Origin of the sequence: Nostoc sp., from assembly GCF_036917135.1 — a bacterium.
Lineage (GTDB): Bacteria > Cyanobacteriota > Cyanobacteriia > Cyanobacteriales > Nostocaceae > Nostoc.
On the sequence record NZ_JBALEA010000087.1, the window covers coordinates 79,956 to 105,622 of the forward strand.

The following is a 25,667-nucleotide window of genomic DNA, read 5'->3' on the forward strand; positions in this document are numbered from 1 at the left end:
TTTTCGTTGTCTAATATCTTGCACCAGTTGTTTTAAAACACTTTCTGGAGACTTGACACTACTTACTATTGGCTCAAATCCTGATTTTTGATTTGTAAGCACTGCCCACTCTCCAGATATTAAGAATGGTGCAATATATGAGTTTTAAATGTTGCTGGTACAGTATGACAGAAGTTTTTGTACTTTAATAAGGGGTTTAATACCCTTGTTAGTCTGTCCATTTTTGCTTAATTGAAATGCTAGATTTGTTTACACTATGTGGTACTATTTTTAGGAGTAGCAATCATGCAAAAGCTACGATAGAATCAATCCAAAAATAGATAGATAAATGAATTTCCTTTATCTTTTTATGTAATAACTCACAACAAAAATCCCCTAAAACTTGATGGGTTGTTAATCCAGTACATACAATTAATCCACAATTTGATAATTAGGTGGACGAAGAGAAACTAAATATTGGATTTTTACTTTCAACAGCAGATTATTCATAAGTTTGATTGAAAGTAACTTCATCAATTTTTATGAAAAGCCAACAATGTTTGGCTGATTTGGTATTGAACTTTATATACTTGATTGTCTTTATAAATCCTAATATTTGACCACTGTAAATTTGCTTAATTTTAAGTCTTACTGGATTTAATACTGCTCGTTTAAGAGCCAGCGACCCCCAACCATGCTTAAAAAGATGGGCTAAGAACGCCTTATTTTTCCCCTTAAAAAGCTGACTTTTCACGGGAAGTCCTCAAGCCCCCAAAAAGTGTGGCTTTTTCCACAGGCTAATTCTCAATAACTCTGAGTTAATGAAAATAGCTAACGGATAAATCAGGGCTTGGGAAGCCATCAAAATGACCTTTTCCACATACCGTGAAAAGTCAGCTTAAAAAGGGGGATATCCAATGACCATGCACCAAAACCTACGCAGTATTGTTGCCGGATTTTAAAGAATTAATATAAATACTAAAATATTAATTTTTGACCCTTGATTTTTAACTCTCAAATATGGTTTGGTTAAGATAAACTGAGGGTTATAAGCTGTTCCCCATTTAAATTGCATATACTGGGCAGGCAGGATGCCCACCCCACAAGAGTTATATTTTACCCTGAGCGAAGCCGAATGGTTAATTCGATTATGCAAATTAAATGTTTTTTAGCTTAACATTATTTGAAACTTTTATTCTCTCCAGAAACGTGAATTAATTCAGCTACAAGAGCAACGATCGCAGATACTGAAATTAACATTACACTGAGTGCATTGATATCAGGCTTAACTCCAGCTCTAATCCGGCTAAAAATCTCCATTGGCAGGGTGTTATAACCGCTACCAGCCGTAAAACTGGCAATGAGAAAGTCATCTAAGCTGAGGACAAAAGCCAAGAGACAACCAGCTATAATCCCAGGCATTAATTGAGGTAGCAATACTTTGATGAAGGCTTGCGTTGGTGTAGCGCCTAAATCTAGGGCTGCTTCTTCTAAGTGGGGATCTAAATTAGTCAGTCGGGAAGCAACCACAAGTCCGACGTAGGCGAGACAAAAGACGATATGGGCTGCAACTATTGTCCATAAACTCAAAGGGATTGCAAAGGCCGCTAGACATACTAGGGTAGCCACTGCGATCGCAATATCAGGAATAATCAATGGTAGGTAAGCAACACCCCGATACAATTTCTTACCAAAAAAATCGTAACGCGCTAACCCAACCGCCATCAAGGTTCCCAGCACTGCTGAAATTGCCACAGCACAACCAGCAACGATCATACTATTTTGCAAAGCTGATAAGATGCGATCGTCACTGAATAACTTGCGATACCAATCGAGAGTGAATCCTTGCCAAGTTGCACTGTAGGGCGACTGATTGAAGCTATAAAAGCCAAGTACCAGTATGGGCAGGTACATGAACACAAACATCAGCACTGAGAAAACCGCCTGCCATGAGACACGCGGTTTTTTGAGAGATGGAGAGATATTCACGTTTATATGTAATTTTATTGATAGAAATACAAAATATCATATTTTGTGTAATAAGTCAATATTTTGACTAATCAAAAATCTACCTTTGTGCGTGACTCCGATAGCGTTCGGGTAGCGTCTCCAAGAGTTGCGTTAGCGAGTCTTCTCCCTTGGCGTTAGCCTCTCCCTTTGGGAGAAGGGGAGACGCTTTAGCGTAACGAGCGTCATAGCCCATCGTAGACATCGCTTGGAAATTGTTCGCAATCACAAATAATCTAACTAAGACAAGCGATCGCTCTGGCGGCTCCCTAAAGCCTTACATTTTCATGAAAACTTGCCCTAGTTGCTGTAAAGTTATTGCTAATTATTAGCATTAACTTTACCACTTGCTAGCTATGACCATTACCATGACAGCCGAGGAAGAAGAGCAACTATGGGATGAGGTTGCCCAGAGTGTTGAATGTGATACTAGCTCAGAACCCTTTGAATTTACTTATGAAATGCCTAAGAAATTAGGCAAAGGTGGTTCTCGTAGTATTGAAGTACATCCGGAAATTTCGCTAGCCATTATGGACTATAAATATCATGATGATGTCATTATCGGATGTACCGAATGCGAACACCCCTTGCAATTTGGCGTTTTGCTTTCAGGCAGCACAATAGATCAATACGGAGGAAAAGTTGGAGAAGGATACAGTTGTATCTCTGGTAGTGGTATCCAACGTGAAATGTCCCTTAAAATTCCTCAAACCCGACGCGTGGGTGTGGATATTCAGATGTCGCCTGATGTATTGAGAACTTTTTTCCCGACAACAGATGGGGAAATTTTGCCCCAGTTGCGTTTTTTAGCACAGGGTGATGATTGGCAAAGTTTAATTTACCCAGAAATTACACCAGCTATCCAAGGTGTAGTGCAACAAATGATTAATTGTCCTTACTACGGGATAACTAAGCGGATGTATTTGCAAGCGAAGGTTTTGGAATTGATGACATTGCAACTAACCCCGATTTTGTCGCATCAAGAGGGATTGCAACCATCACCAAGATTAAAGTCAGGAACTATTGCCAGAATTCATCACGCTAGAGAAATTTTGCACTCTCATTTAGAAAATCCACCCTTATTAGTAGAATTAGCTCAACAAGTAGGAATTAGCGATCGCACTCTCCGACGCGGATTTCAGGAACTCTTCGGCACAACAGTATTTCGTTACCTGACAGATAAGCGTATGGAGTGGGCAGAAAATTTATTACGTCAGGGAAACATCACCGTTGCCGAGGTTGCCCACCAAGTCGGTTATTGTGAGCAAGGGCGCTTTGCGTCTGCTTTTAAACGTAGATTCGGTATCATACCGAGTGAATGTTTATCAAGTAAAAAGTCCGTTTCAGACTGACGATGCCGTTTTTGCCATAGACTCAACAGCCGGCTTGTCTTTATAATCACTCTCATTAAAGAATAAAAATAATTTGCAATAAACCAGATTTTTTTAAATTCTGGGCTTGTGTGCATATTCAATAAAAGCTGAGTAGTTTAATTCCCTGTAGCAGGGAATTAAGTTTTTAGTCATTCAACTTTTTGGATGACTAATCTCTGCTTTTTGAGATGATTGTTGCAAATAGTGTCAATAGAGTTAGGTTAAGCAAGCTGGTGTTTGAGGAGTCGTGATGAAAAGTTGGTGGTTATATAGCGGTTTTCAGTTGTGGCTGGCACTGAGTCTATCAGGATACTTAAATACTTTAGCGATCGCGCCTGCATCAGCACAGGTTAAATCAGAAAGCAATGTAGATTCCCCTGTTCCCAGCAACCTTACTCCCCTTTTGAAAGTTGGGAGGAGCAACCGCAATTCTCCTATAATTCGACAACTCAGGGAAGTCGAACCCCCTATTACCAATGCCCAACCGTTACTAGTACAGTCGCCCACACCACAAATAACACCAACTTCAGAAATAGTACAAATTGCGGGAGTTAAAGCAAATCCCACTGTTCAAGGTGTGGAGATAATTTTACAGACGACTCAAGGGACTCAACTGCAACTAACAAATCGCAGTACGGGTAATAATTTTATTGCCGATCTATCTGGCGGGCAGTTGCGTTTAGCATCGGGCGAGGCTTTTACGTTTCGTTCTGAGAAACCGCTTGCGGGAATTACTGAGGTAAAGGTAACTAATATTGATGCAAACACTGTCCGAGTGACGGTGGTAGGTGAAAAGGCTTTACCCACGGTTGAGTTATTTGATGATAATGCAGGTCTGGTTTTTGGTATAGCTTCTGCTGTAACAGCGACAGAGCGATCGCAGCCACCCCAAACATCACAGAAACCAACGAATGAAACCGAAAAGCCAACAGCACAGCAGGACGAGCCGATTGAGTTGGTGGTGACGGGTGAGCAAGATGGGTATCGCGTGCAGGATGCTACAACTGCAACAACAACAGACACCCCTTTGCGCGATATTCCCCAATCGATTCAGGTTATACCGCGACAGGTGCTAGAAGATCGCAATGTGAAAACTGTGACCGAGGCAGTGGAAACAGTTAGTGGCGTTTCCAGTGCAGATACCAATTTTAACGCACCCTCAGGAACCTATATTATCAGAGGATTTGAACAAGGAGGAAATTTCCGAAATGGCTATCGAGATGTAGGTAGCTATGGTCTGACACCAATTGGGACAATTGAGCGAGTGGAAGTTTTGAAAGGGCCTGCCTCGGTTTTGTTTGGAGCAGTAGAACCCGGTGGAATCATCAACGTTATCACCAAACAACCCCTCAGTGAACCCTATTACAATCTTGCATTTGAGGCCGGAAACCGTGAATTTTATCAGCCCAGTATTGATTTTTCAGGGCCATTGAATGACGATAAAACCCTGCTCTATCGCTTAAACGCCAGCTATCAAAGTTCAAACGGGTTTCAAGATTTTGTCACCTCACATTTGACCACGATCGCACCCTCAATCACTTGGAAATTGGGAAATCGGACAGACCTAAATCTATATTATGAATCTACTCAATTCAATGGTATTCCTGAGACTTTCACTACTCTTTTCAGCGATAATACCTTCAAGCTGCCTCGAAGTCGTTACTTAAGTTATCCTCTTGATGGTCAACATTATACCACTCAAAGATATGGCTACACGCTAAACCACAAGTTTAGCGATAACTGGCAGCTCCGTAATAATTTTTCTATAACTGCTGCTAACGCCATCGAGGAGTATACGGTAGGAACAAATCTAGTGGATGATCGTTTCTTACAGCAATATGCTGCAAGACGTAACTACATGACAGACAACTATTTTGGACAGATCGACTTGCTTGGTAAGTTTAATACAGGCTCGATTCCACACCAAGTTCTGTTAGGCTTTGATGTCAACCGCTCTGTGCAAATTTATAATCCCATTATTCTTTCTGTGCCTGCTCTAGATGTCTTCAACCCAAACTACAATATTCCCAAGCCACTTAATACTCTTTATACTTATAGTAACTTTGGGACTATTCAATCTTATGGGTTCTACCTTCAGGATCAGATTAGCTTTCAAGATAACCTGAAGTTACTGATTGGCGGGCGTTTTGATTGGATTTCACAAAAGAGTGGCACAGACGGGCCAGAACAGAATGATAGTGCGTTCAGCCCGCGAATCGGGTTGGTGTATCAGCCCAGCAAATCTGTTTCTCTCTACACCAGTTACAGTCAATCTTTTAACCCTAACCAGGGATTTAACGGTGATGGTAGCCAGTTTGAGCCAACCAAAGGAAGCCAATATGAAGTGGGCATTAAAGCTGATTTTCTAGAAAACAGACTTTCGACAACATTGGCAGTCTATCAAGTCACCAAGACGAATATTGTCACAGACGATCCCAATAACCTTAACCCTGATTTCTTTATTCAGGTAGGAGAGCAAAGAAGTCGGGGGATTGAGTTGGATATTACAGGTGAGATTTTACCAGGGTGGAAGGCGATCGCTTCTTATGCTTATACCAATGCAGAAGTCACCGAGGATAACTCTGACTCTCCTACTATTGGCAATAGATTGGAGGATGTACCAAAGAATCAAGCTAGCCTTTGGACAACATATGAACTCCAAAATGGCGATTTCAAGGGTTTCGGATTTGGTATGGGGCTGTTTTATGTGGGTACGCGGGCGGGAGATTTAGATAACTCATTTGAACTCCCCGATTACTTGCGTACCGATGCAGCGATTTACTACCGTAGAGATGCTTTAAAGGCTGCCATCAATATCCGTAATCTATTTGATACGGAATATTTCACTGACAGCAATGGAGTCAGAGCAAGGGTTAAAACAGGTGCGCCCTTTACAATCATCGGTTCTATCACTTGGGAGTTTTAACTGGCTTTCCTGTGGGCAATCGGCTGAATAACTTGCCATAATTTATTTCTTGTCAGTCCCTAAGAAAAATTGCCACTTCTGATTTCAAACCACCCTATTTTACGAAAATCTACCCTTTAGACGGCTACAGGTTATCCTTTAGAGTACGGAAAGCCGCCCAAAAAATGTCTACCCACTTATTTTTTAATTAACATTTGTAAATAAAATAATTGAGAGGCAGCAATAGACCTTTTTCGCCATTTATCACCATTTAAAGGCAGTTTTTGGAGATTATGGGAAATATAGATTTACAAAAAAACCTATATTTAAAATTGTACCAAATCACCAACAATTAATAAATTGAATGTATTTACCTCTTTAGGAGTGGGTAACTTCCGTACTATGATAGATACAAAATATAGAAGTAACAGCATAAGATTTGGAGGTAATTGTTAATAAGTCTACTATCTGAAGTTCCTTTCTGATGCAGAGTGAATCAATTATAAGCACTACAGCAACAGAAAGAAAAAACTTCTAATTCAAGTTTTATTTTTTCGGAGGTTTATAATGCGAATTGCTCAAATAGCTCCACTGTGGGAAAGAGTTCCACCTCCAGCTTATGGTGGTGTCGAGTTAGTAGTGGGCTTGCTGACCGATGAATTAGTCCGACGCGGACATGAAGTAACTTTATTTGCATCGGGAGATTCTATTAGCCTGGGAAAACTAACGTCAGTTCATCCCCGTGCCCTTAGACTCGATGGCACAATCAAAGATTATGGCATTTACGAGATGCTGAATATAGCTTCAGTTTATGAACGTGCAGAAGAGTTTGATATTATTCACTCTCATATTGGGCATGGGGCACTGGCTTACGCGAATCTTGTCAAAACCCCTACAGTTCACACGTTGCACGGTATTTTTACCCCTGACAACGAAAAGATGTTTAGTTTTGCTAAAAAACAACCCTACGTCAATATTTCTGATGCACAACGAGAACCAAGGTTAGGGTTGAACTGTCTAGCAACGGTTTACAACGGGATTGATGTTAGCAGTTATCAGTTTCACTCCCAACCACAAGATCCTCCTTACTTAGCGTTTTTAGGTCGGATGTCTCCAGAGAAGGGAGCGCACTTAGCGATAGAAATTGCCAAAAAAGCTGGCTGGCATTTAAAAATGGCAGGTAAGATCGATGTCGTTGATGTGGAATACTTTGAGAAGGAAATTAAACCACATATTGACGGGGAGCAAATTGAATATCTGGGTGAAGCCAACCATGCTCAAAAAAATGCCCTGATGGGAGGTGCAGTAGCAACTCTGTTCCCCATCACTTGGCGTGAACCCTTTGGTTTGGTGATGGTAGAGTCAATGGCTTCAGGTACGCCAGTGATTGCGATGAAATTGGGGTCTACTGAGGAGGTAATTTCTCACGGCAAGACGGGTTTCCTCTGCAATAATATTGAAGAGTGCATCAGTGCTATCGATCGCGTCACAGAGTTAGATCGCTATGCCTGTCGTCAGTATGTCGAAAACCTTTTCAGCGTTAAGCACATGACTGATGGCTATGAGGCGGTTTATCAACAAATAATCGCAGAACGATTTTCTCAGAATGGGCATTTTCGCAGTTTGGTTGATTTAGCTAGCTAGCGATCGCATTTAAATATCCCATTTGTGTAATCTTACATTATTTTTAACTAGGTAGAATACAGACCATCCTAGGGATGCACAGATGTCATTACTGTCAACTTCATCTGAAATCTTCTGACTGTATGAGTTTTGCCCTCACCCCCAGCGCCTCTCCCAATATTGGGAGAGGGGAGAAAATTCTCTAGTTTCCTGAATCCCAACATGGGATTCGGGGTTAGGGAATGAGGGATACCTACCAAGTTATGCGATCGCTCCATTTTCCCAACATCTTAGCACTCACTCCTGGAACTCGTTCTAAGTCTTGTAAAGATGTAAACTTTTGCTTTTCACGGCTAATTATTATTCGCTGTGCTAACTTCTTACCCACACCGGGGAGAGTTGCTAATTCTTCTAAACCTGCGGTGTTAATATTTACTTTTTGAATTGCTTGAAGTTCAGTTGATGAAGAAGTTTTTATCTGGGGACACCGTGTTTGTTCTAATTTAATTTTTTCTTGAATTGCTGGTGGTAAACCTGGTTTAACTTTTGCATAAAGACGAGCAAATTCTCGTACATAATGGGCAGCAACTAGAGGATTTTCAATTACTACCAGCGTCTCATCGTTACCATTATTGGCAGCATCTGACCAATTATGAGAACCTGTAATTACTGTTTGACTATCAATCACACCAAATTTGTGATGCAATAAATCACCTTTGGGTAACACAGGTACACCTACGGTAGTAATTGGATTTGCCCAAGGATGGTTGTCAATTTCATATTTACATTTATTACTAAGAGCAACCCCCATCATATCTAATGCTTCGCTATAAGGACGATAGGCAAATTGTGGTTCAATTAAAGCGCGAATTTCCACACTTTGTTGATGGCGTTTTTCTAAAATATTGGCAAGACGCTGTTCGGAAAATACAAATAACGCCAAATCAGTAGATTTTGTTGCTGAATCTAAAGTTTTGCCAATTAAACCATTGCTACTGTTACTCCAAGGTTGAGTTGGAGAAGTAGGCGAAAATTGCACAGTAATTTTGGTATTACCCAAAGTTATTTTTTTAGGTAAACGCATCGGTTTTTTTAAACCAAATCGACTATCTGGTTGACCTCCTGGCCCATCCCCCCACATAATGTTAAACTCTTCTGTAAATAAAGATGCTAATTCTGGGCTGTCAATCTGCAATAAGTTATTGGCATTTCCTAAACTACTGAGATTTGTAAAATCGCCAGAAGTATCACTTAATGTAAAATTAGCCGAAGTGATAATTACAACGCGATTGTCCACAATCACAAATTTGTGATGCATCAAACTGCTACCTGCTGAACCATCTGCTTGATCGTCCAGCCAGGGAATTTTGGCATTTTGCAAAATCATCAAAGCATCTCTTTGATTGATTTCTGCTGGACTGAGTTGATTATCTTGGTTAATATCGATAAATTGGCGAGATTCGTTATAGCGTTCCCGTTCTCTTTTATCTAACTTATCTACTTCAGTAGATGTTAAGCTACTCCAAGGTCGGCTATAGATATTTTCTAAAATGATTCTGACTTTTACCCCAGCTTTTTGTCTATCAACCAATGCTTGGGCAACTCTGGGTAAACGTAATTCTTGCACCGCCACATCTACTGTAGATTTAGCGTGGGTAATAGCATCGACAATCTGTTTTTCTAAATCATCCCCAAGGCGAGTTTGCTGACGGTAAGCTTCTTGGTATTCTGAAGACTCAGAATGGTTAAAGTAAACTTGAACTAACGGATCTTGTGGTAAGGGTGCTAGACGCTGATTGAAGGACTGGACTCGTTGACAACCAGCGAGGGAGAATATGAGTAAAAAGATATATAAAAAATATCTTTGTCTAGAGATAAGTTGCACTGTAATCTGTTAAAAGTAGATTGGGAGTGGATATAGATATAAGGCGGTTTTCACTTAAGTTAAATACAAAACCTAACCCCCAACCCCTTCCCTACAAGGGAAGGGGAGTAAGACTCAAAGCCTCTACCCTTCAATAGAAGTGAGGTTAAAACTCTACTGCACCCAATTGAGAACCGCTATATTTATAATTCCCAAAATTTTGGGTTCTGAATTAAGCAGAGAAATAACTTTCAAAGTAAAGGGAAAAATCCATGCAGAATTACAGAGATTTTTCCTGATTTGTCCACTCCAACTGTATATGCTGACAAGTTCAGCAGTTTATTACTAGCGTGTGTTCTCACTATTATCGGTTTTATGCAAATTTATCTAGATTACAGCGCCACTACACCAACTCGAAAAGAAGCGATCGCAGTTATGCAAACAGTCCTCACTCAACAGTGGGGCAATCCTTCCAGCTTACATGAGTGGGGACAACGAGCAGCAACGGTTGTAGAACAAGCCAGAGTCCAAGTTGCTGGTTTAATTAACGCTGTCGATCCAGCATCAATAATCTTTACATCTGGTGGTACTGAAGCAAATAATCTCGCAATTATGGGTGTGGCTCGGTTGTATGCTGTTCCTCAACATCTAATTATATCCAGCGTTGAGCATTCCGCAATTTCTGAGACAGTAAGGTTGCTAGAAATGTGGGGTTGGGAAGTTACGCGCTTGTCTGTAGATGTTAAAGGCAGAGTTAATCCCTTGGATTTAAAGGCGGCGTTGCGACATAATACAGTGTTGGTTTCTATAATTTACGGTCAAAGTGAAGTAGGGACAGTGCAACCGATCGCAGAACTGGGTAAAATAGTGCGTTCGCATGGTGCTTTGTTCCATACAGATGCGGTTCAAGCTGCGGGACGCTTACCTATAGATGTGCAACAACTTCCTGTAGACTTACTTAGCCTTTCCAGTCATAAAATATATGGGCCACAAGGTGCAGGGGCGCTATATGTGCGTCCTGGTGTAGAATTATTGCCCTTAATTAGTGGCGGTGGACAAGAAATGGGACTGCGTTCTGGTACGCAAGCAGTACCGATAATTGCCGGATTTGGTGTAGCAGCAGAATTAGCAGCTCAAGAATTGGCTACAGAAATACCACGGTTAATTGAGTTACGCGATCGCGCCTTTGCCCAATTAGCGGAGATTCCGGGTTTAATTCCTACAGGTGATAGCTGCGATCGTTTGCCTCACCATGTAAGTATGTGCTTAGAAAACGCCGACGGAAAAAAACTTAGCGGTAAAACTTTGGTACGACAACTAAATCTTGCTGGGATTGGCATCAGTGCGGGTGCTGCCTGTCACAGTGGTAAACTTAGCCCTAGCCCAATATTATTAGCGATGGGTTATTCCGAAAAAGCGGCTTTGGGCGGAATTCGCATCACATTGGGGCGTGATACGACTGAAGCTGATATAGATTGGACAGTGATGGTGTTGAAGCAAGTTTTGCAAAGGCTAACAAGCGAATCATTAAAGCAACAGCTCCTTCAAATTCGAGTAAAGTAATTAGGATGAATTCGCTAGGTGTTCCGATGATTGAGGAGAAAGAGCTTCTGAAGGATATAGGTACTGTTAAGGATTACCTCACTTCATCAAATCGCACACCACTGTTCTTACAGGCTGACAGTTATGCCCTACTAAAGTTATTTCCTGCTGATTGTATCGATTGTGTAATCACATCTCCTCCCTATTGGGGACAAAGAGCTTACATTAATGGAGGAATTGGTCTTGAAGACAAGTGGGAAGACTATATCAATAACTTGCTTAGAATCTTCTGTGAAGTAAAGCGAATTCTTAAACCCAGTGGCTCTTTTTGGTTAAATCTCGGAGATACATATCAGCGTAAATCTCTGATTGGTATACCCTGGAGAGTTGCACTAGCAATGAGCGATAAACAAGGTTGGATTCTTCGCAATAGCGTCATTTGGAATAAAGTAAAAGGCGCACCTGATAATGCAAAAGACAAACTCCGAAATGTGTATGAACCTGTTTTCCATTTTGTAAAGACAGACCGCTATTTTTACGATGTTGATGCAATTCGCTCGAAGCCAAGACAAGCCAAAATTGTCAATGGTTCCGTAGTTTCTGCAACAGGCGTTTCTGGTGTACGCTATCGTCGGCAAATTGAATTATCTACAGCGCTTAGTGATTTGGAACGTACAAATGCTCTGAAGGCTCTTGGTGAAATATTACAGGAAGTGCGACTAGGTAAATTATCTGACTTTCGCATGATTATTCGCGGTCAGCAACGAACTACGCACTCCGATTCAACAAAGGTTTCTGGACGAGCGCGTGAACTTACTGAACGCGGCTTCTATTTTCTCAAATATCACCCAAATGGTAGTAAACCTAGCGATGTCTGGGATATTTTGCCAGAAGATACTCAAAAACGGAAACTTCATTTTGCACCCTACCCTGAAGATATCTGTAAACTTCCGATTCTTGCTACCTGTCCACAATCTGGTGTTGTACTAAGCAAGTTTTGCAGAGGCTAACAGCGAATTTTAGTGGGCAACCTAAGTGTGTTTCAAAAATCAAATAGGAGTCTTTTAACAGTGAGGCAACTTTTGCTGCGATCGCCTAAAAACAAATTCTGTTTTTATCGCAATCTGATTTGATTTTTGAGAATTGTAAGTCGCAGATATCCGACTTCTAAAATAAGTCGGATATCTTGTTTTTCACAAATGATTCAGGATTGCTAGAGTTACCTAGCAACGATGTTAGACTAGTAGCGCCTCGGGCTGGTTCGTAGTTGTATGAGTAACAGGATTACCTTTTAGAAATTGTTGAATTGCGTCTTTTACTTGAGGTCCAGAACCATATACTCTAGACTCAAAAATCAGACCATAATCAACGAAGGCTTGAGCCGCAGCAATCAAAGTGGTAATATTTCTATCTGTGGGATCATCAATGTCTTCATTCACACGCGTATTATTCTCATAATCCTTGTATTCTTTGAGGTTTTCCTTTACAGCTTCAACTAAATACTTATTTTTCCTCTCCTCTTTTTTTTCTATGAGAGTACGAGTGATTTTATACTTTTCATTTCCATTTTCATCTTCACTTGCCGAGATTTGGTATCTCTCATTCAAATCAAAATCCAATCGGAGGTAGTGCCCTGACTTGTGACCTCCAAGGATATTTTGACAAATCGTAGCATTTATTTCACCTGTTGGCTCCATGAACACGTCCACAAGTCGTTCTACCCAGCTTAATTTGTTCCATTTTTTTATTTTTCCATATTCAAATGGGTTCGCGCTTCTACCCGTACCGATAGAAAGTACGGAAATATCCTCTAGTTTGAGATCCTTTAAATTATATTTACTCTGATCTTCTGGCGAGAGACCACGATAAGAACGACTCACTTTTAAAGCTTGACTAATTGCTGCCAAGGATGGATTATTAGCAGAAACTCCACCATCAATGTGAGGGAATGACCAGTTACCAAATTTCTCTTCGTTAGATGCTTTTAACTCGCGTGGTGGGAAGAAAGTGGGCGCTGATGACGAACTAATACATATATCCTTGAGTGGAAGTTCATCATACCAGCGAGCGCCCAAATCTGGATGTAAATTGGTGAAAAAAGTTGTGTTGCGATAACGCATATCATAGGCGAGAATCAACAATATAGTATTGGTAATTTCGCCAATTTTAGTCTTACCCAAAACAGATTCATCTTCAAGCGCTTTCTCTAATCCATCATGAGAATATTTGGGTGAAAATAGATCTCTGACAAATCGCCAGGGTTTTTCAAAATTCGCTGGCTGCGGAAAGATTTGTTTGGCTTTATTTTGATATAGTTCTAGCAGTCTAGTGGTGTTTAAGCCTTTCGCCAGTCCCGCAGCAATAATCGAACCAGTAGAAGTACCGGTAATCATGTCAAAGTATTGGTGTAACTCTAAGTCGTAAGTTTCTCTGATTTGCCTTTCAACCTCTTTGAGCATTTGTACCGAAACTACACCACGAATTCCACCACCATCTAAACTGAGAATTTTGAATGTCATAACCTACTCCTAATAAGACAGCGATTAGAACGATAGTTGTATGGTTCCCAGTTATTGGTGAGAAATTCCAAGGAGAGTGAAAAATTTTCCGGCGACTGTCGAAAAGGAGAAGCAAGTGTGAAAGCGCCTGCAACAGCAATTTTTACGCCAAAACAAAAAACACAGATTTTGCATAAAGTCTTGTGGGCTAGTCAACAGCCTAGGCGTAGCCCGTCGTAGACATCGCAATTCTTGTGCAAGTTCTTGAGTAAGTGCGATATTTATGCAGTTTGCGATCGCATCCTGTAATATCAATCAAAATAACTTTAAGCTCAATAGAAATCAGCATCATGAGTATTATCGTCTTCGGCAGCATCAATATAGACTTGGTAGCAACAACACCTCGGTTGCCAGTTGCAGGAGAAACGTTGCTAGGAGAAGAATTTTTTAAAGTTTCGGGAGGTAAAGGAGCCAATCAAGCTGTAGCATTAGCAAAATTGGGAATTCCTACCCAGATAGTTGGGCGTGTAGGTGCAGACGATTTTGGTACGGAACTTGTTAACAATTTGCAAACATCTGGTGTGCAGATTGATAACATTTTTGTAGATGAAACTGTTAGTTCTGGAGTCGCCATTATCACCGTGAGTCATACTGGTGAAAATCAAATCGTCGTCATTCCTGGTGCAAATGGGCGCGTCAATCAAGAAGATGTAGAGCGATTATCCCACTTATTACCAGAAGCTACAGCACTACTTTTACAACTAGAAATTCCGATTACTGCCGTGGTTGCTGCTGCTAAAGCCGCAAAAGCTGCAAACATCAAAGTAATTCTCGACCCCGCACCAGCACAATCTAACTTACCAGATAAACTGTACACATTAGTAGATATTATTACACCCAATGAAGTTGAAGCAGCCCAGTTGGTGGGTTTTACAGTGGATGGAGAGGAACAAGCAGCCAAAGCAGCTGCGGTTTTGTTACAACGTGGTGTGAAATGTGCGATCGTCAAACTGGGTGCTAAGGGTGTTTTTTGTGCCACGGCTGAGGAAAAGTTTTTTGTACCCGCATTTCGGGTTAATGTGCTTGACACAGTAGCCGCAGGTGATGCTTTCAATGGCGGTTTAGCGGCGGCACTTTTTGAAGGACTTTCTTTACATCAAGCAGTGGTTTGGGGTGCCGCCGCCGGTGCTTTAGCGGCAACAAAATCAGGCGCACAAACTTCGCTACCGGATAGGTTTACATTTGATGCATTTCTTCAGGAAAGGGGATTGGGGACTAGGGACTAGGGACTGGGGACTAGGGACTAGGGACTAGGGACTAGGGACTAGGGACTAGGGACTAGGGACTAGGGACTAGGGACTGGGGACTGGAAAACAACTCTTACGTTAATACCCAATACCCAGTCCCCAATACCCAATACCCAATCCCCAATCCCTATTTCCCAATATCTTCATTCCAAAGTTCAGAATTAGTTTCAATAAACTCACTCATCATTTGTTCGCATTCGTCAAGATTAAGATCAATTACTTCCACACCGTGAGATACCATAAATTCTTTAGCACCAGGAAAAGTTCTCGATTCTCCGGCGATGACTTTTTTAATGCCAAATTGTACTACTGCCCCAGCGCACAGGTAACACGGCATTAAGGTTGAATAAAGTGTTGTACCTCTATAGCTGCCGACTCTTCCAGCATTGCGGAGACAATCGATTTCGGCGTGGGTAACAGGATCGGCGTCTTGCACACGTTTATTGTGTCCTCTGCCGAGAATTTTGCCATCCTTGACGAGAACCGAACCAATGGGAATCCCACCTTCTTGTCTGCCTTGTTTTGCTTCTTGAATTGCAGCTTCCATAAACTCATCCATATTAATATCTCCTTTTATGACAAAACAACTTGTATTAATGGATCACGATGGCGGTGTAGATGATTATCTAGCAACTATGCTGCTGTTGACGATGGATCATATTGAACTCCTTGGTGTTGTCGTCACTCCAGCAGATTGCTACGTTCAACCGGCTGTTAGCGCCACACGTAAAATTATAGATTTGATGGGATTTTCTCATATCTCGGTTGCAGAAAGCACTGTGCGCGGTATTAATCCATTTCCTACTCTCTATCGCCGTGATTCGTTTATCGTTGACCATCTCCCCATTCTCAATCAAAGGGAAAGCATCGCTACGCCTCTGGTTGCCGAAACAGGTCAAGATTTTATGATCCAGGTGTTACGTGACGCATTAGACCCCGTAACGTTGATGGTAACTGGGCCGTTGACCACCGTTGCAGTAGCTTTGGATAAAGCACCAGACATTGAAGCAAAGATTCACAAGATTGTGTGGATGGGGGGAGCGTTGAATGTTGGTGGGAATGTGGAAAAAAGTCTGGAAGCAGGACAAGACGGTTCCGCCGAATGGAATGTTTATTGGGACGCAGTTTCAGCAGCGCGGGTATGGCAAACCCAAATTGAAATTATTATGTGTCCTTTGGATTTGACTAACAATGTCCCAGTCACATCAGAATTAGTGCAAAAAATGGGACGACAACGCCACTATCCCATCTCGGATTTAGCGGGACAATGTTATGCACTAGTTATTCCCCAAGATTATTATTTTTGGGATGTCTTGGCAACGGCTTATCTGGGACATCCAGAATTCTATGAATTGCGCCAATGGGAAACAGAAATTATTACCACTGGCCTTAGTCAGGGGCGTACTAAAGTAGTTCCTAGTGGTCGGAAAATTTCGGCGATGGATAAAGTAGATAAAGAGGCTTTTTATGCTTACATTTTGCAGCAATGGGCAAGGTAAATAAGTGAAGGAGGCAGCAATCCGTTTACAGATCGCGCTAGCCGCTAAAGATGCGACCCGCAAGTAACATCAAGGTATTGATCGGTCAAGCAACGGCTTTCAGATGAAGCGAGAAAGGTAGCCACATCTGCAATATCGCTGCCTCCAGGCTGGGAACATTAGACATCTCCAGAAACTAAATATGCGTTACCCAGAATCCTTGTAGAGACGTAGCAGTGCTACGTCTCTACATTCTTTCTTTTTCACCAGATGTCTATTACGAATTGCTAAAGAAGCTTCTGAACAGCGCTGCTAAAGTCTTCGTAAGGAGAAACTCCCACGATGGTCTCTGCTAAAATACCATCTTTGAAAATTAAAACCGCCGGAATACTGCGAAGACCGAATTTTTTGAAAATCGGCTTGTTGCTGTCAACGTCTACCTTAACTACTTTGGCGCGACCTTTATATTCCTGGGCAAGTTGCTCCATTAAAGGACTGATCAGGCGACAGGGACCACACCAAGTAGCAGTAAAATCAACAACAACGACTTTCTCTTCACTTCCATTTAAAACAACATCAAATTCACTTTCTTCAACGTAAGCAACTATATGAGTATCAGTAGACATTTTTTAATTCCTTAGTGTCAAACTAAAATTTCAGTAACAAGCTAACTATACAAACTATACTCCCTTCTGGCTGTTAGATTCACCACTCACCTAGATTGGGAAACCCCCGCAACTGACTTTTGCTGACTAGTGTAGATGTCACTAACCGACAACTTTTCTACGTAGGTGAGGCAGTGCCTTGTAGTAACTGGCGTTACGTTATGCGATCGCGATCGCGCCCCACAAACCTATATATTTGAAAAATCTCACACTTTCAAGGCATGGAAACCTCAATAGTCATTCTCTTGATCAAAGGAACACCATACCCGTAAAGACTACGAGGGTTCAAGATTAAATCACCAGATATTTAAAAAATCAAAAAAGTGTGGAATAATGCATAGGTGATAAATTTAACTGCACTCCATAGATTGATAACAAATGTAAAGCTATGATTGCTCAACATTACAATTCAATTCATGTTGATAACAACTTGCTGAAACAAGTCAAAATTAAAGAAAGTCAGCTAAAAATTGCCCAAGAATCTCATATGATCCATGTGGCAGAAGCATTACAGAATCAATTATTAAACTTACAGCGTCAATTGTCAGAGCCGCAAGACGTTGAAATTCAGGCGTTGATGAGTTTGCTAGACGATTAAGATTGTGAATTCTCCCGTGGTAGGCAGCGCCAAAATATTGACTTTTTGCCATTGCTGTGATGCTTCTTGCTTGAGAGCTTCTAGATGGTAAATGACGGTGCTTTCGTCTTGGGCTGTGACTGTCGAGCGATCGCATTATTCTCGAAAGGCAATGCGCTGGCGGGGTTAGAATGCCATTGCCGGCTTCTGAAATCTCATCGACAATTTCCCAAATTTGCCCGAGGTGTTATTGAGGAGCGATCGCTAGATGCAAAAGTCAAAAAGTGTGCTATTCGGTATCTAATGGTATTTTCGCCTTTTGAAACACCTGTTCAACAGTAAATTCCAATCCCTGAAATAAAGAATCTGTCAATAATTCTTCTCCCATATAAGTTTGTGGCGCTGCATCTGGATAAAAAACAGTGATACTTCTGGCTTTACTATCTAATACCCACACCCGCAGCACCTTAGCATCTAAGTAGTCTTTGGCTTTAGCCGCCATTTGTCCAAAAGTTTGTCCGGGCGAAATAATCTCAATCACCAAATCAGGAGGAACAGGACAAGCTTCATCTTCGTCCCAGTTAGCGGGTAAATGCTCATTAGAAATATATAAAATATCCGGTATTGGCATCCAATCTCGCCCCCGACGGGTTAATGAAACAGCCCATTCGGGGCAAACTTCTCCTTTCCCCTCACACCACTGCTCAATCAAATTGAGAAAGACGCGGGTAAGTTTTGCGTGAAAAAATTTTGGTGACATCTTAGGAATTACTTTACCATCAACAAGTTCGTAGGTTATGTCTCCTTCGCCTGGTGGAAGATTTAGGAACTCTTGCAAAGTTAATTGATTTTTGGCTTGGAGTATCATGGCTGAATAATTCGTAATTCGTAATTGAAGAACAGAGCAACTAATTTTTATTCTGACTCCTGTTAGCGGTAGCGGGGCGTTTAGCCCATTCTGACTCCTGAATTGTTCTTCAAATTGTTCACATTCCTCGTAACACTTGCCGAATAATATCCGATGGCACTTCATCGGTAACTGTTACTACACCAATCGACCTTGGTAAAACAAACCGCACTTTCCCTGCTTTGACTTTTTTATCTAACTGCAACGCCTCAATAATTGCTTCAATATCTACCCCATCTGGTAACTGAGTCGGTAAACCCGTTTTTTGAATTAAAGCATTTTGACGTTCTGTATCTTCCTTTTGCCACAGTCCCAAATCTACAGCAATTTGACCGGCTGCTACCATGCCAATGGCTACCGCTTCACCGTGATTTACTAAACGATAACCAGTCAAACTTTCTACTGCATGCCCGATGGTATGTCCATAGTTGAGAATTGCCCGTAATCCGCCTTCTTTTTCATCTTTGCTAACAACGTCAGCTTTAGCTTGACAAGAGCGTATTATTATGTAATTTATCAGTTCAGGTTTTACATAGCGGAGTTGGTCGAGACGTTTACTTGCTTCTAACTGGGCAAACAATTCGGCATCCCAAATCACACCGTACTTAATAACTTCTGCGATTCCTGCCCGAAACTCACGCATCGGTAGGGTTTTTAACACATCTGGGTCAATCCAAACCAAACGCGGTTGATGGAATGCCCCAATCAAGTTTTTGCCGTGGGGATGATTTACGCCAGTTTTGCCACCAATTGCCGAATCTACCATCGCCAAGAGAGAGGTAGGCACTTGAACAACATTAATACCGCGCAGCCAAGTTGCGGCGGCAAAGCCAGTCATATCGCCAATCACACCTCCGCCCAAAGCCACCATCGTAGAAGAACGTTCTAGGCGGTTTTCTAAGGCGATATCGTAGAGTTTTTGAATGGAATTGAGAGTTTTGTAGCGTTCCCCAGGTGGTAGGGTACAACTAGCAACTTCAAATCCAGCAGATATCAGAGATGTAATTACTCTTTCGCCAAAATGCTTAAAAATCGTCGGATTAGAAACTAGCAATACCTTTTTGCCTAGCTTGAGACTGGCCATCTTTTGACCCAGCTGATCTAAACCCGAAGGTGCGTTAGCGTCGCTCACCGTTGCTGTAGCGTCTGGTAGAGAAGGTATCGCAATCTCATAAGACTGCCCTGGTAAATTTACATTAATTACAGAAGTCATTGCCCAACCCCAAACAAGCGCCCGTGGGCTGTATTGTATCGCAATCTGGGCAGTGAGGATTGGGGACTTGTACTGAGTTTCGACTACGCTCAACTACCGCGAAGCCGAAGTATTGGCGACTAGGGATTGGGGGATAAGGATAATAACCCATACCCAATGCCCAACAACTAATGATTCAATAGATTTAGGAAGTATTGTGGAGAAAAATAAATGTTTGCAATTGCAGCTTACATCGGCTTTTTAGCTTTGTTCTTTGGTTTGTCTGTCGGTCTGCTGTTTGGTCTGCGGACTGCCAAAATAATTTAAAAGACTCTTGTAGGGTAGGTGAGATGCCTGCCCTCAATTTACTAATAACCAAAACTAGGGTGTGGGGTGTGGGGTTGCGTGTCAAGAAGAGAAAACTTGGTATTTGTGTACACCCCGCCCCAGAACCAATAGGGTACAAGCCCCCACCAAATCGGAGATTTGGTGGTCTTAAATTAGTGGTGGGTACAAGCCCCCACTAATTTTTCTTACACCCCACACCCTACACCCTACACCCCACACCCTTTTGTTGACGGGCATCTTGCCATTGGTTTCAAGTTAAAGCCTCAGCCCAGATGTCAAGCTACCTGTGGGCATTGCGTCAATGTCGTTGAAAAAGAGGCAAGGGAGCAGTGAGCAAATTTATTAACTTTTAACAACTTGTTGTTGATATTCCTGCTCAGTAATCATATCGAGAGTGCTTTCTAGACGATCTACAAATACGATACCGTCGAGATGATCGTATTCGTGTTGAAAAATCCGAGCAATAAAATCGGTTAATTCTTGCTTTTGTAAGTTGCCTTGAAAGTCAGTGTATTCAACTTCAATAGCTTGATAACGAGGAACTAAACCCCTAATTCCTGGAACACTTAAACAACCTTCCCAATCTTTAACAACTTCGGTTGAATGAGCAATTATTTTGGGATTAATCATCGCAGTAGGTTCCATTTCCGGGGCGTTGGGATACCTGGCATTAGGATGGGAAGCCACGATAAATAAACGATAGGATTGTGCTACTTGAGGCGCAGCAATTCCCACACCGTTAGCCTTGACAACAGTGGCGATTAAGTCTTGAATTAATTTTTGGATATGCTCATCTTGAATATTCTCAACCCAAGCAGCTTTTTGGCGCAATGTTGGATTGCCTAATTGAATGATTGGCGTTAATTCGGTCATGATAAAACTCCTTTTGGGCATTGGGCACTTGTACTGAGTTTCGACTACGCTCAACTACCGCGACTTGTGCCGAGCATCTCGACTTCGCTTGATGGAGCCGAAGCCGAGGTAAGCCGAAGTATTGGGCATTGGAAAAATTTTATAACTCCTAACTCCTAACTCCTAACTTCACCCTTCACGTCTTACGGGCAAAGTAGCAGGTTTTACTCCTAGTTGGACAATTTGCCCATTACGTTCTACTTCTATTGGTAACTTAGTACCGATTTTGCTATTTTCTACTAGCTTTTGTACTTGTTCGATTTTAGTAACAGGTTGGCTATTAATGCTTTTAATCACATCACCAACTCGTAGTCCAGCCTCAGATGCGGGCGATCGCGGCACAATCTCAACTAGCAAAACGCCGTCATCTGCTGTCAGATTTAAGCGATCGCCAGCTACCTTTTTGATTCTTTCTTTATTTTCTGGTGTCAATGTCACCATCTGAACACCCAAATAAGGATGATCCACCTTACCTGTAGCAATTAATTCTTGGGCAATTTTTTGCACGGTGTTAATGGGTATAGCAAATCCCAAACCTTGAGCGCCTCGGATAATCGCTGTGTTCATGGCAATTACTTGGCCACGAGTATTTAGCAATGGCCCACCGGAATTACCAGGATTAATCGCTGCATCCGTTTGGATGTAATCAACCCGCTTGTCACTAGCACCGATGTCGCTACTAGAACGACCTGTAGCACTAACAATTCCAGCAGTGACGGTATTATTCAAGCCTAATGGATTACCAATGGCAATTACAGTCTCTCCTGGTTGCAAAGCATCGGAGTTACCCACAGATAGAGTTGGCAGATTATTAGCATCAATTTTGATTGTAGCCACATCTGTTACAGGGTCTTCACCCAAAACTTTACCATCAAAAGTCCGGCCATCTTTAAGTGTGACAGTCACTCTATCAGCACCATCTACCACATGGGAATTGGTCACAATTTGACCTGAAGAATTAATGATAAATCCAGAGCCACTACCCCGCTCTACCCGTTGTCTAGGCTGTGGCGCTGCGTCTCCAAAAAACCGCCGGAAAAATGGATCGTTGTTAAATTGATCTGGTACGCGAGAAGTGATTGTTCGGGAAGAATCAATGCGAACTACCGCAGGCCCCACCTGTTGCACTACTTTCACAATAAAATTAGGGTCTCCAGAGGAAGAGATCATTGGCGGAGGGACAATTACCGAATTGGGTTCTATTATCTTTTGGGTTTGAGGCTCGCTTTGTTGAGTCTCAAAGGTTTTCGCTGGTAGAAGAGAGCAGCTCGCCAGGAACACCACTGCTACCCCTGAGAGCATCCCCAGAATCTTATCTGCTCCCCATCTGTGGGGCAAACGCCTGGTATTAATCTTTTTGGGGGCTGAGTGATGGTTTCTTGTCTTCATGTGTCGTTGCTTCTCCGTGTCAGTCAGTGGGTGTTAGGATCTTGCCAACTGGGTATGTCCCAAAATGATTACAACTTAAAAGTTTATTTTAGGTCTAGCGTGTCTCAATGCTAAATTACGCGATGTGCAACTTATCCTTAAAACCCCACTTCCATTCCTCTCCCCCACAGGGAGAGAGGCTTTGATTCTTGCTCCCCTTCCCTTGTAGGGAAGGGGTTGGGGGTTAGGTCTGCGAGAAAGTTGCACACGGCGCTAAATTTATGCTTTCTCTTTTATTGTGACAATTAGCAGCAAAGGTGGTGGATAGTGGAAATTCCCATAGAAAGTCTGTGGAGTCAGGTACTAGAGCGCTTAAAGCTTGAACTATCTCGCCCCACCTTTGAAACTTGGATTAAAACTGCTAGTGCAGAGCGATTAGAAAATAATTGCTTGGTAATCCGCACTCCTAACCCGTTTGCTCGTAATTGGTTACAGAAGTATTACATCAATACCATTGCTCATGTAGTAGAAGATATTCTCGGTCATCCTGTGGGAATTTACATTACTGTTGCTCAAGGTGATGAAGTTTCTCATTTTAGTGAACGAGAGGTTTCTTGGCAATCACCAAACTCCAGTAGTATTTCTGAAGCTGTTCTGCATCACAATCATAAAAATACTGAATTAAATTCTAAATATGTCTTTTCACGATTTGTAGTTGGTGCCAACAATCGGATGGCTCACGCTGCTTCTTTGGCGGTTGCAGAATCTCCAGGTAAAGAGTTTAATCCTTTGTTTTTATGCGGTGGCGTAGGTTTGGGTAAAACTCATCTGATGCAAGCTATTGGTCATTATCGCTGGGAAATTTCTCCTGATTGTAAAATATTTTATGTTTCTACTGAGAAGTTTACTAATGATTTAATTACAGCGATTCGTAAGGATAGTATGCAGAGTTTCCGAGAGCATTACCGAGCCGCCGATCTTTTATTAGTTGATGATATTCAGTTTCTGGAAGGGAAGGAATACACCCAAGAAGAATTTTTTTATACTTTTAATACTTTACACGAAGCTGGTAAACAAGTTGTCATTGCTTCTGATCGTCCTCCTAATCAGATTTCTAGTTTGCAAGAACGTCTTTGTTCTCGGTTTTCTATGGGGTTAATTGCAGATATCCAAAAGCCAGATTTAGAAACGCGAATGGCAATTTTGCAAAAAAAGGCTGAGGATGAAAATATTAGTCTTCCCCGCGATGTGATTGAGTATATTGCTTCTAACTATACTTCTAATATTCGAGAATTAGAAGGAGCTTTAATTCGGGCGGTGGCTTATATTTCTATTTGGGGCTTACCGATGACGGTAGAAAATATCACACCAGTTTTAGAACCGCCGAACGAAAAAATGGCAGCTACCCCCGAAGCAATTTTAAAGGTGGTGGCGGATAATTTTGATATTTCCATAGACGACCTTAAAAGTAACTCACGCCGCAGAGAGATTAGCTGGGCGCGTCAAATTGGGATGTATCTTATGCGTCAACACACGGCTCTAAGTTTGCCAAGAATTGGGGAGGAGTTTGGTGGTAAAGACCATACAACGGTGATTTACAGTTGCGATAAAATTACTCAACTTCACCAGAGCGATCGCACTTTATCACAAACTATCCGCCAACTGAGCGATCGCATCAATATGACTAGCCGTTCCCAAAAACCATCCTGAAGATAGGTTAAGTTTTCCACAACCAGTAGTTTGATAATTAGCATTTACGGCTGAATATTTAGTCAATAATATTAAGTAACGTATAAAAATTGATTAAATTTAACTTAGATTTGGGAAAAAACTGGGGAAAACTTGATATTTTGCTGGTAAAACTTAATTAAGTATAATTACCTTGTGGAGAAGTAGGTGAGTTTTTCCACAAGTTTTCCACAGATGTAAAGTAGTTATCGAGAAATAAGCGAGAAACTCCATCTAATATCATATCCGCCAAATTACCCATAATAAAAGAACCCCACCCCCAACCCCTCCCCGCTCTTCGGGAGGGGAGACAAAGCACAGCTTTGGCTTTTTGGGGTTCTCCGGGTTTAATAAGTAATCAAGCGGACATAATATAACGCATCACTAATCCTCATTCCTCTCCTCGCAACAACCCTTCTCGATGCTCATCTCCTTCCCGTCGAGTGCGCGAAACCCATTCCTGAGCATCCTCACCCAATAGCGGATAAGATGACATACCCTTCAAATCCCTCCACTTGCGTTTTGGTTGGGCTTGAGTGATATGTTTTTTCATCCGCTCCACCAAATGCCCCATCACCGTCAATTGCTCTTCTGGAGTTAATTGCTCAATCTCGCTTAAAATTTTTTCAATTGACGGACTCATCAACCTAACCCTGATCAACTGCTGCAAATTTTAGTCTTGGATATAGCACATAACTCTTTTCAGACTGACTCAAAATAGGTCAGCAAGCATGTCAGTAATAGTAGAGAAATAGCAGCAGAGGTTGAAGCTTACCGACGCGGAGAATGAAAGTTGTTGTTGACACGAATGTTTTAGTTTCTGGTGTCCTTAAGGGTGGAGTACCAAGAGCAATTATTCAGTTTATTTTTGATAATCCCAACTGGGAATGGATTGTTTCTGAAGAAATTGTCGCGGAATATAAAGAGGTGTTAAGTCGCCATATTCCGCTTCCATTCACTCTTCTGTGTCGAGTCAGGCCTGCTGGTAGCTCGCAAATGGCCGCTGCGAAGCTTTCTTGCTAATCAAGTCGGCTCTTACCCCATTGGCTCTTTGCTGCACAAAGCCTTCAGCTGCAGGAGACTGCGAAGACGTCGGTTACACCGTCACCGTTGAAGTCGCCAAACCTGAGACCGTCCAGTGCCGGTCCAAAGGCGAGGTTGCGGAAGTTGGACGTGCCGCCGTCCGAGACCACCCACTGGCTGCCACTGCCGTCTGATCTGGGGACTGTCGCGAAGACGTCGGTTACACCGTCACCGTTGAAGTCGCCAAACCTGAGACCAGCGAGTGGCGATCCAAAAGCGAGGTTGCGGAAGTTGGACGTGCCGCCGTCCGAGACCACCCACTGGCTGCCACTGCCGTCTGATCTGGGGACTGTCGCGAAGACGTCGGTTAC

27 protein-coding genes are annotated in these 25,667 nt (G+C 42.1%); 12 read left to right on the forward strand and 15 right to left on the reverse strand.

Annotation, left to right across the window (positions count from 1 at the left end; all coding sequences use genetic code 11):
• Positions 1–481: 481 nt before the first annotated feature.
• From V7K50_RS27290 to V7K50_RS27300, 3 genes are all read right to left on the reverse strand, one after another.
• A complete protein-coding gene (locus V7K50_RS27290; RefSeq protein WP_334965624.1) occupies positions 482–733 on the reverse strand; it encodes a hypothetical protein in 252 nt (83 codons plus the stop codon).
• Between the two features lie 425 nt (positions 734–1,158).
• Positions 1,159–1,968, reverse strand: a complete 810-nt coding sequence (locus V7K50_RS27295) for an ABC transporter permease (RefSeq protein ID WP_334965626.1) — start codon at positions 1,966–1,968, stop codon at positions 1,159–1,161.
• A gap of 79 nt (positions 1,969–2,047) precedes the next feature.
• Positions 2,048–2,215 carry a hypothetical protein gene (locus tag V7K50_RS27300; RefSeq protein ID WP_334965628.1) on the reverse strand — a complete coding sequence of 56 codons (168 nt, stop codon included), beginning with the start codon at positions 2,213–2,215 and terminating at the stop codon, positions 2,048–2,050.
• A 127-nt stretch (positions 2,216–2,342) separates the two neighbouring features.
• Between V7K50_RS27300 and V7K50_RS27305 the strand changes: the two genes are divergently transcribed.
• From V7K50_RS27305 to V7K50_RS27315, 3 genes are all read left to right on the forward strand, one after another.
• Positions 2,343–3,338: a helix-turn-helix transcriptional regulator gene (locus tag V7K50_RS27305; RefSeq protein WP_334965630.1), complete on the forward strand. Its 996-nt coding sequence runs from the start codon at positions 2,343–2,345 to the stop codon at positions 3,336–3,338.
• A 271-nt stretch (positions 3,339–3,609) separates the two neighbouring features.
• On the forward strand, positions 3,610–6,285 hold the full coding sequence (locus tag V7K50_RS27310) for a TonB-dependent siderophore receptor (protein WP_334965632.1): 2,676 nt from the start codon (positions 3,610–3,612) through the stop codon (positions 6,283–6,285).
• Positions 6,286–6,831: 546 nt separating this feature from the next.
• Positions 6,832–7,908 (forward strand): glycosyltransferase family 4 protein, encoded by a 1,077-nt coding sequence (locus V7K50_RS27315; RefSeq protein WP_334965634.1) that lies wholly within the window; start codon positions 6,832–6,834, stop codon positions 7,906–7,908.
• Between the two features lie 232 nt (positions 7,909–8,140).
• Here V7K50_RS27315 and V7K50_RS27320 read toward each other — a convergent pair whose 3' ends face one another.
• Positions 8,141–9,772: a DUF655 domain-containing protein gene (locus V7K50_RS27320; protein WP_334965636.1), complete on the reverse strand. Its 1,632-nt coding sequence runs from the start codon at positions 9,770–9,772 to the stop codon at positions 8,141–8,143.
• A 354-nt stretch (positions 9,773–10,126) separates the two neighbouring features.
• On the opposite strand from V7K50_RS27320, the gene V7K50_RS27325 reads away from it, so the two are divergent.
• Together V7K50_RS27325 and V7K50_RS27330 are read left to right on the forward strand one after the other, a co-directional pair.
• Positions 10,127–11,314, forward strand: a complete 1,188-nt coding sequence (locus V7K50_RS27325) for a cysteine desulfurase family protein (protein ID WP_334965638.1) — start codon at positions 10,127–10,129, stop codon at positions 11,312–11,314.
• 5 nt (positions 11,315–11,319) lie between these two features.
• Positions 11,320–12,303, forward strand: coding sequence for a DNA-methyltransferase (locus V7K50_RS27330; RefSeq protein ID WP_334965640.1), 984 nt, complete (start codon positions 11,320–11,322; stop codon positions 12,301–12,303).
• Between the two features lie 225 nt (positions 12,304–12,528).
• On the opposite strand, the gene V7K50_RS27335 is transcribed toward V7K50_RS27330, so the two are convergent.
• Both V7K50_RS27335 and V7K50_RS27340 read right to left on the reverse strand, forming a co-directional pair.
• A complete protein-coding gene (locus tag V7K50_RS27335; RefSeq protein ID WP_334965642.1) occupies positions 12,529–13,812 on the reverse strand; it encodes a patatin-like phospholipase family protein in 1,284 nt (427 codons plus the stop codon).
• Positions 13,813–14,011: 199 nt separating this feature from the next.
• Entirely contained in the window at positions 14,012–14,143 is a 132-nt protein-coding gene (locus tag V7K50_RS27340; protein ID WP_334965643.1) for a hypothetical protein, read from the reverse strand.
• Between V7K50_RS27340 and rbsK the strand changes: the two genes are divergently transcribed.
• On the forward strand, positions 14,142–15,077 hold the full coding sequence (gene rbsK, locus V7K50_RS27345; RefSeq protein ID WP_334965645.1) for a ribokinase: 936 nt from the start codon (positions 14,142–14,144) through the stop codon (positions 15,075–15,077). The genes V7K50_RS27340 and rbsK overlap by 2 nt on opposite strands.
• A gap of 148 nt (positions 15,078–15,225) precedes the next feature.
• Here rbsK and V7K50_RS27350 read toward each other — a convergent pair whose 3' ends face one another.
• Positions 15,226–15,657, reverse strand: coding sequence for a nucleoside deaminase (locus V7K50_RS27350; RefSeq protein ID WP_334965647.1), 432 nt, complete (start codon positions 15,655–15,657; stop codon positions 15,226–15,228).
• Between the two features lie 16 nt (positions 15,658–15,673).
• Here V7K50_RS27350 and V7K50_RS27355 point away from each other — a divergent pair, with 16 nt between their 5' ends.
• Positions 15,674–16,597, forward strand: coding sequence for a nucleoside hydrolase (locus V7K50_RS27355; RefSeq protein WP_334965649.1), 924 nt, complete (start codon positions 15,674–15,676; stop codon positions 16,595–16,597).
• Between the two features lie 266 nt (positions 16,598–16,863).
• On the opposite strand, the gene trxA is transcribed toward V7K50_RS27355, so the two are convergent.
• The gene (gene trxA, locus V7K50_RS27360; RefSeq protein WP_334800483.1) at positions 16,864–17,202 is read right to left on the reverse strand and encodes a thioredoxin; all 339 of its coding nucleotides are present in this window, start codon (positions 17,200–17,202) and stop codon (positions 16,864–16,866) included.
• A 427-nt stretch (positions 17,203–17,629) separates the two neighbouring features.
• On the opposite strand from trxA, the gene V7K50_RS27365 reads away from it, so the two are divergent.
• Together V7K50_RS27365 and V7K50_RS27370 are read left to right on the forward strand one after the other, a co-directional pair.
• Positions 17,630–17,839, forward strand: a complete 210-nt coding sequence (locus V7K50_RS27365; RefSeq protein WP_334965651.1) for a hypothetical protein — start codon at positions 17,630–17,632, stop codon at positions 17,837–17,839.
• An 84-nt stretch (positions 17,840–17,923) separates the two neighbouring features.
• On the forward strand, positions 17,924–18,160 hold the full coding sequence (locus tag V7K50_RS27370; RefSeq protein WP_334965653.1) for a hypothetical protein: 237 nt from the start codon (positions 17,924–17,926) through the stop codon (positions 18,158–18,160).
• Here the strand turns inward: V7K50_RS27370 and V7K50_RS27375 are convergent.
• A complete protein-coding gene (locus V7K50_RS27375) occupies positions 18,108–18,686 on the reverse strand; it encodes a Uma2 family endonuclease (protein ID WP_334965655.1) in 579 nt (192 codons plus the stop codon). The genes V7K50_RS27370 and V7K50_RS27375 overlap by 53 nt on opposite strands.
• 118 nt (positions 18,687–18,804) lie before the next feature.
• On the reverse strand, positions 18,805–19,938 hold the full coding sequence (gene aroB, locus V7K50_RS27380) for a 3-dehydroquinate synthase (RefSeq protein ID WP_334965657.1): 1,134 nt from the start codon (positions 19,936–19,938) through the stop codon (positions 18,805–18,807).
• A gap of 210 nt (positions 19,939–20,148) precedes the next feature.
• Here aroB and petL point away from each other — a divergent pair, with 210 nt between their 5' ends.
• Positions 20,149–20,244: a cytochrome b6-f complex subunit PetL gene (petL, locus tag V7K50_RS27385; RefSeq protein WP_094332720.1), complete on the forward strand. Its 96-nt coding sequence runs from the start codon at positions 20,149–20,151 to the stop codon at positions 20,242–20,244.
• A gap of 363 nt (positions 20,245–20,607) precedes the next feature.
• On the opposite strand, the gene def is transcribed toward petL, so the two are convergent.
• Entirely contained in the window at positions 20,608–21,138 is a 531-nt protein-coding gene (gene def, locus V7K50_RS27390) for a peptide deformylase (RefSeq protein ID WP_334965659.1), read from the reverse strand.
• A 168-nt stretch (positions 21,139–21,306) separates the two neighbouring features.
• Positions 21,307–22,566, reverse strand: coding sequence for an HhoA/HhoB/HtrA family serine endopeptidase (locus V7K50_RS27395; RefSeq protein WP_334965661.1), 1,260 nt, complete (start codon positions 22,564–22,566; stop codon positions 21,307–21,309).
• Positions 22,567–22,872: 306 nt separating this feature from the next.
• On the opposite strand from V7K50_RS27395, the gene dnaA reads away from it, so the two are divergent.
• A complete protein-coding gene (gene dnaA, locus V7K50_RS27400) occupies positions 22,873–24,255 on the forward strand; it encodes a chromosomal replication initiator protein DnaA (protein WP_334965663.1) in 1,383 nt (460 codons plus the stop codon).
• A 157-nt stretch (positions 24,256–24,412) separates the two neighbouring features.
• Here dnaA and V7K50_RS27405 read toward each other — a convergent pair whose 3' ends face one another.
• Entirely contained in the window at positions 24,413–24,535 is a 123-nt protein-coding gene (locus V7K50_RS27405; RefSeq protein WP_334965665.1) for a hypothetical protein, read from the reverse strand.
• A 129-nt stretch (positions 24,536–24,664) separates the two neighbouring features.
• Positions 24,665–24,916, reverse strand: coding sequence for a hypothetical protein (locus tag V7K50_RS27410; protein WP_334965667.1), 252 nt, complete (start codon positions 24,914–24,916; stop codon positions 24,665–24,667).
• A gap of 143 nt (positions 24,917–25,059) precedes the next feature.
• Here V7K50_RS27410 and V7K50_RS27415 point away from each other — a divergent pair, with 143 nt between their 5' ends.
• On the forward strand, positions 25,060–25,296 hold the full coding sequence (locus V7K50_RS27415; protein WP_334965669.1) for a putative toxin-antitoxin system toxin component, PIN family: 237 nt from the start codon (positions 25,060–25,062) through the stop codon (positions 25,294–25,296).
• A 44-nt stretch (positions 25,297–25,340) separates the two neighbouring features.
• On the opposite strand, the gene V7K50_RS30850 is transcribed toward V7K50_RS27415, so the two are convergent.
• Complete coding sequence (locus V7K50_RS30850) at positions 25,341–25,613, reverse strand: FG-GAP-like repeat-containing protein (protein WP_442944673.1); 273 nt, start codon at positions 25,611–25,613, stop codon at positions 25,341–25,343.
• Positions 25,614–25,667: the final 54 nt, after the last annotated feature.

Coding starts and splice junctions, on each gene's coding strand:
- V7K50_RS27305 (WP_334965630.1), top strand. CDS start 2,343: ATGACCATTACCATGACAGCCGAGGAAGAAGAGCAACTATGGGATGAG.
- V7K50_RS27310 (WP_334965632.1), top strand. CDS start 3,610: ATGAAAAGTTGGTGGTTATATAGCGGTTTTCAGTTGTGGCTGGCACTG.
- V7K50_RS27315 (WP_334965634.1), top strand. CDS start 6,832: ATGCGAATTGCTCAAATAGCTCCACTGTGGGAAAGAGTTCCACCTCCA.
- V7K50_RS27325 (WP_334965638.1), top strand. CDS start 10,127: ATGCAAATTTATCTAGATTACAGCGCCACTACACCAACTCGAAAAGAA.
- V7K50_RS27330 (WP_334965640.1), top strand. CDS start 11,320: ATGAATTCGCTAGGTGTTCCGATGATTGAGGAGAAAGAGCTTCTGAAG.
- V7K50_RS27335 (WP_334965642.1), bottom strand. CDS start 13,812: ATGACATTCAAAATTCTCAGTTTAGATGGTGGTGGAATTCGTGGTGTA.
- rbsK (WP_334965645.1), top strand. CDS start 14,142: ATGAGTATTATCGTCTTCGGCAGCATCAATATAGACTTGGTAGCAACA.
- V7K50_RS27340 (WP_334965643.1), bottom strand. CDS start 14,143: ATGATGCTGATTTCTATTGAGCTTAAAGTTATTTTGATTGATATTACA.
- V7K50_RS27350 (WP_334965647.1), bottom strand. CDS start 15,657: ATGGATGAGTTTATGGAAGCTGCAATTCAAGAAGCAAAACAAGGCAGA.
- V7K50_RS27355 (WP_334965649.1), top strand. CDS start 15,674: ATGACAAAACAACTTGTATTAATGGATCACGATGGCGGTGTAGATGAT.
- trxA (WP_334800483.1), bottom strand. CDS start 17,202: ATGTCTACTGATACTCATATAGTTGCTTACGTTGAAGAAAGTGAATTT.
- V7K50_RS27365 (WP_334965651.1), top strand. CDS start 17,630: ATGATTGCTCAACATTACAATTCAATTCATGTTGATAACAACTTGCTG.
- V7K50_RS27370 (WP_334965653.1), top strand. CDS start 17,924: ATGGTAAATGACGGTGCTTTCGTCTTGGGCTGTGACTGTCGAGCGATC.
- V7K50_RS27375 (WP_334965655.1), bottom strand. CDS start 18,686: ATGATACTCCAAGCCAAAAATCAATTAACTTTGCAAGAGTTCCTAAAT.
- aroB (WP_334965657.1), bottom strand. CDS start 19,938: ATGACTTCTGTAATTAATGTAAATTTACCAGGGCAGTCTTATGAGATT.
- petL (WP_094332720.1), top strand. CDS start 20,149: ATGTTTGCAATTGCAGCTTACATCGGCTTTTTAGCTTTGTTCTTTGGT.
- def (WP_334965659.1), bottom strand. CDS start 21,138: ATGACCGAATTAACGCCAATCATTCAATTAGGCAATCCAACATTGCGC.
- V7K50_RS27395 (WP_334965661.1), bottom strand. CDS start 22,566: ATGAAGACAAGAAACCATCACTCAGCCCCCAAAAAGATTAATACCAGG.
- V7K50_RS27405 (WP_334965665.1), bottom strand. CDS start 24,535: ATGGGTAATTTGGCGGATATGATATTAGATGGAGTTTCTCGCTTATTT.
- V7K50_RS27410 (WP_334965667.1), bottom strand. CDS start 24,916: ATGAGTCCGTCAATTGAAAAAATTTTAAGCGAGATTGAGCAATTAACT.
- V7K50_RS27415 (WP_334965669.1), top strand. CDS start 25,060: ATGAAAGTTGTTGTTGACACGAATGTTTTAGTTTCTGGTGTCCTTAAG.